Annotated in this window: 3 protein-coding genes and 1 tRNA gene; 2 read left to right on the top strand and 2 right to left on the bottom strand. The window is 72.6% G+C overall.

Going from position 1 to position 4375, the window contains the following annotated elements; genetic code table 11:
* Window positions 1–470: 470 nt before the first annotated feature.
* Entirely contained in the window at window positions 471–2651 is a 2181-nt protein-coding gene (locus AB0B41_RS42755; protein WP_358212909.1) for a cytochrome c oxidase assembly protein, read from the bottom strand.
* 62 nt (window positions 2652–2713) lie between these two features.
* Between AB0B41_RS42755 and AB0B41_RS42750 the strand changes: the two genes are divergently transcribed.
* Complete coding sequence (locus AB0B41_RS42750) at window positions 2714–3283, top strand: methyltransferase domain-containing protein (protein WP_358212907.1); 570 nt, start codon at window positions 2714–2716, stop codon at window positions 3281–3283.
* On the opposite strand, the gene AB0B41_RS42745 is transcribed toward AB0B41_RS42750, so the two are convergent.
* A complete protein-coding gene (locus AB0B41_RS42745; RefSeq protein WP_358212905.1) occupies window positions 3280–4068 on the bottom strand; it encodes a PP2C family serine/threonine-protein phosphatase in 789 nt (262 codons plus the stop codon). The two genes, AB0B41_RS42750 and AB0B41_RS42745, sit on opposite strands and share 4 nt — an antisense overlap.
* 173 nt (window positions 4069–4241) lie before the next feature.
* Here AB0B41_RS42745 and AB0B41_RS42740 point away from each other — a divergent pair.
* Window positions 4242–4315 (top strand) — tRNA-Arg (locus AB0B41_RS42740).
* Window positions 4316–4375 lie beyond the last annotated feature (60 nt).

Raw genomic sequence — 4375 nt, 5'->3', positions numbered from 1 at the left:
ACCGGACGGGGCCCGGCAGCAGACCAAACATGAACTGGCACAAAAACCACCAGAACACTTAGCTCGACACACTGTTGAGTTCTCAAAAGACACCCGCACACCACCAGGACCCTTGCGGGATCCGTCCGGGGCGTTGTCGCTTCTGTCCGAGAGCCTACCAGACTCGATCGAGTCCGAGGCAACTCTCTTATGTTAGGTCGTCCGAACTGCTGGGGCAACCCCCAACTTCCGCCCGACGCGCCCCTGCCACGCTACCCGAAGGTATCGCTTCCGCGGAGGCTGCCACCCTCTGGCGAGCCCGACCCGGCCCGGAGAACCGGCCCGATCCGTCTTTCCGCTCGCCGCGGCGACGAAGAGAAAGTTACACCAGGGCTACCGGGGGTGGTCAAATCGGCCCCCCATTTGTGGGTTGACCTGCGAAAACGCCCGATGGCGCCCGGAACGGCCCCGGACGCCCCCGCGACGAACGGTCACTCCGTCGACGGGATGTCCCGGGGCCGTTCACCTGCGCCGATCCCCGACGCCCCGGCCGGCTCGCGCCCGGCGAACGGGCCCTCCGGGTGTCGTTCGTCGTGCGACGCGTCGTACGCACGATCGTCGAAGTTTTTCTCGGACGCGCCCGACGGCCCCCCACCACGGGCCAAGCGGCGCAACATCTCGTTGTAGGCCTTGAGGTCCGCATCGCCGTCCGCGTCCGCCCGGCGATCATCGCGCCGGGCCGACCGCTCGTCGTGGCGGGACCACTGGATGAGCAGCGCGACGATCACCAGGAGAAGCGGGACCTCCCCCGATGCCCAGGCGAGGCCGCCCCCGAGCTTCTGGTCCACGAGCGGATCGGTGACCCACGGCAGCGCCAGGGACCGGTAGAACTGCTCGCCGATCACCGTGTCCGCACCCATCAACGCCACGCCGAAGAAGGCGTGGAACGGCACGGAGATGAACACGACCGCCAGCCGGACGACGGGCGGCAGACGTCGCGGTGACGGGTCGACGCCGATCACGGGCCAGAAGAAGATCAGCCCGGCCAGCAGGAAGTGCAGGTTCATCGCGACGTGCGCCCAGTGCTCGTTGAGCGCCGACCCGAACAGGTTCGAGAAGTACAGCGCGTAGTACGAGCCGACGAACACCGGCAGGGAGAACAGGGGGTGCGTCACGAACCTGGCGACCGGCGAGTGCACGGCGGCGAGCAACCACTCCCGCGGCCCCGGCGGATTGCCTCGTCCGGCGACCGGGAGCGCACGCAACATCAGCGTGACCGGAGCCCCCAGCACGAGCAGGATCGGCGTGAGCATCGACAGCATCATGTGCGTGCCCATGTGCACGCTGAACATCGCCGGCGAGTACTTCCCGAGGCCCGAGCTCGTCGCGATCAGCAGCACCGCGCAACCACAGAGCCACGCCGCCGTCCGCCCGGGCTTCCAGGCGTCACCCCGGGCCCGCAGCCGTCGGACACCCAGCAGGTAGAGCACGGCCATGAGCACCGCGGCAGTACCGAAGATCAGGTCGAACCGCCAGTCGAAGGCGAGGCGGGCCAGGGTCGGCGGACCGTCGAGGTCGTACCCGAGCACCACCTCCGTCCGCGAGGGCGGAGCCGCGTCCGAGGCGGGCGGCGCGCTGCGTCCCAACGCCACGGCGAGCCCGACGGTGGCGAGCATCAGCAGTACCTCGACCCCACCGAGCCGCAGGAGCGCCCCGCGTTCGCCCCGCCCGGCGGCGTCGACGGTGTGCCTGCGATGCAGGTAGCCGAGCCCCCCCAGCACCAGCAGGGCCAGGGTCTTGCCCAGCAGCAGCGCTCCGTACGTCGAACCGATCAGGTCGGCGGGCGACACGCGGACCAGGGCGTTGAGCACCCCCGTGGCCGCCAGCACCACCCAGCACCAGAACGCGACCCGCGAGAATCGGCGCACCGCGACGCCGAGCGTCACGCTGTCGCCGTCCGCCCTGGCGGCGGCGAGCGACAGCACGGCCACCAGCCCCCCGACCCACAGCGACGCGGCCAGGATGTGCAGCACGAGACTGTTCGTCGCGACGTCGTGCGAGCCGCCCGCCGCGGAGTGCCCGGTGAGGGCGACCGGCAGCGGGCCCAGCAGGGCGAGCCCGAACGTCACCACCGTCCATCCCCAGGACAGCACCAGCCGGCAGGCGACCAGCAGCAGCAGCGCGACGATCGCGGTCAACAGCCACGCCATCGCGTCCGCGAGCTTGGGGATGACCGAGATCAGGAGCCCCGGGTCGAGCACGTCGACCACCGGTCTGCCCAACGCATCGGCCGCGCTCAGCGGCACCAGCAGCAGGGCCGAGACGGCCCACCCCGCGGCGGCGTACGAGGCCGCCCGCACCCCGCGGTACCCCGCGACGTCCAGATAGCCGCTCCGTTGCGGCGCCACGAAGAACGCCGCGAGGAGCAGGAAACCGATCGCGAGCACGGCGCACACCTCGGCGGCCGCGCGGACCGCGGGCAGCCCGATCGTGGTCAGCGTGCCCGGGTCGGGCAGCCCCAGGTTCTCGACGGGCCGGGATCCGGTGAGGGCCGTGAGCCCAGCCGCGACGAGGACCGCCACGGCGATGCCGAGCGCCAGTAGGCCGCCGACGCCCGAGGGTGGCCGGCGGGCCGACGTCGTCGGGGTGGGGTCGGCGGTCGTCTGCGCCATGCGTCCAGGCTATGCCCGCGTCACGACGGTTTCCGTCGTACCCCGCTGCCAGACTCCCCCTCGTGACGGACATCCCCGGACTGACCGAGTGGGTCGGCACCGCCCTGCCCACCACGGGCCGGACGGTGTCGATCACCCCGTGCGATCCCGGCGCGGTGACGGTCGCCGACGTACGCGCCTCGCCCGGGGCGCTCCTGCTCGGCGACGCCGCGGCGGACTGCGTGGTGCTCGACCGGGTCCTGCCCGCGCTCGACCGGCCCGACGCATTGCTGGCCGAGGTCCGCCGCGTCTTGCGGCCCGCGGGCAGCGTGGTCGTCGTCGTCCCGGCGCCGGGGCGGTCGCTCGGCGAGCTGCGGCGCGGCGTGCGGCGCGGGTTGCTCGGTGCGGGCTGGGCGTGCCCGACCGCTGTCGACCATCCGGGCTGGCTGCTCGCGGCGGCCGACTTCGCCGTCCTCGGCGACGTGCGGGCGGTGTTCCGCGGCCCGGCCGAGCTGGCGCCCCTCGTCGCCGCCGGCGCATGGCCGGAACCGGACGGGGCCCGCAGGCAGGCCGTGGAGCGGCGCGTCGCGCGGCTGGCGGCCTCCGGAGGGACCGTGCCGGTCGGGTTCCGACGCCTGATCGGCCGTCGCTAGCGCAGGTCGGCCGCCGCTCCCACGACCCGGACGCCCTGCGCCTGCGCCTCACCCGCGTCGACGACGTCAGCCACGATGCAGGTGATGTTGTCCGGGCCACCGCCCTCGTTGGCCAACGTGATCAGCTGCTCGACGACGACCTCGGGTCCGGTCGGCGCGGCCATGAGGTCCTCGATCGCCTTGTCCGGCAGCACCGCCGTCACCCCGTCCGAGCAGAGGAGGTAGCGGTCCCCCGGCTCGGGCTCGAGGAACTCCAGGTCCGCCTCGACCGGGTGCTCGGTGCTCAGCGCACGCATGAGGACGGAGCGCCGCGGGTGGACGAGCGCCTCCTCCGGCGTGATCTGGCCCTCGTCGACCAGCTGCTGGACCATCGTGTGGTCGTGGGTGAGCTGGCGCAGCTCGCCGCCTCGGCAGCGGTAGATGCGCGAGTCCCCCACGTGTGCGAGCCCGAGCCGGGAGCCGTCGAAGACCAGCGCGACGACCGTCGTGCCCATCCCCTGCGTGTCCGGCTCCTTGCGGGCGTGCTCGGCCAGCCGCTCCGACGCCTCGTCGACCGCCCGGGCGAGCTCGCCGAGCAGGTCCACGTCGGAGAGATCCTCGGGCAGGCGCTCGTCCAGCTCCAGCATCGCCGCCACCGTGAGCGCACTCGCGAGCTCACCGTGCGCGTGGCCGCCCATGCCGTCGGCGACGACGAGCAGGCGGTCCCCGGCCGCGCCGGAGTCCTCGTTCGCGGTGCGCCGGCGGCCGACGTCCGAGCCGATCGCGGAGCGCAGTCCCAGTGCCATGTGCCCAGTATGGATCTCGCACCCTCGACGCGTGAGGGCGGACACCGTGAAACGGACGGGTGACGTCGGGGAACGGGACGGATCGGCCGCCCGCGTCGCTCGGTCGCGCGGCGTCGGAGCCCCCGCCGACACCCGAGCCGTTACTCTCGTCGGCGGCGGCCTCCGGGCCCCACGCCCTCGTAGCTCAGCTGGACAGAGCAAGAGCCTTCTAATCTCTGGGTCGCAGGTTCGAATCCTGCCGGGGGCACGCAGGTCAGAGCGTTGCAGGCTCCGAGCCAGCGGCCGGCGCGGAGCTAGTCGTGGAGCC

The sequence above is a fragment of the Pseudonocardia sp. NPDC049154 genome, from assembly GCF_040648315.1.
Taxonomy (GTDB): Bacteria; Actinomycetota; Actinomycetes; order Mycobacteriales; family Pseudonocardiaceae; genus Pseudonocardia.
Note: the sequence above shows the minus strand (reverse complement) of the source record. Positions and strands in the feature narration are given on the sequence as shown.

What these genes read in the sequence shown, in the direction of transcription:
- AB0B41_RS42755 (WP_358212909.1), bottom strand. Translation starts at nt 2,651, where the DNA reads ATGGCGCAGACGACCGCCGACCCCACCCCGACGACGTCGGCCCGCCGG.
- AB0B41_RS42745 (WP_358212905.1), bottom strand. Translation starts at nt 4,068, where the DNA reads ATGGCACTGGGACTGCGCTCCGCGATCGGCTCGGACGTCGGCCGCCGG.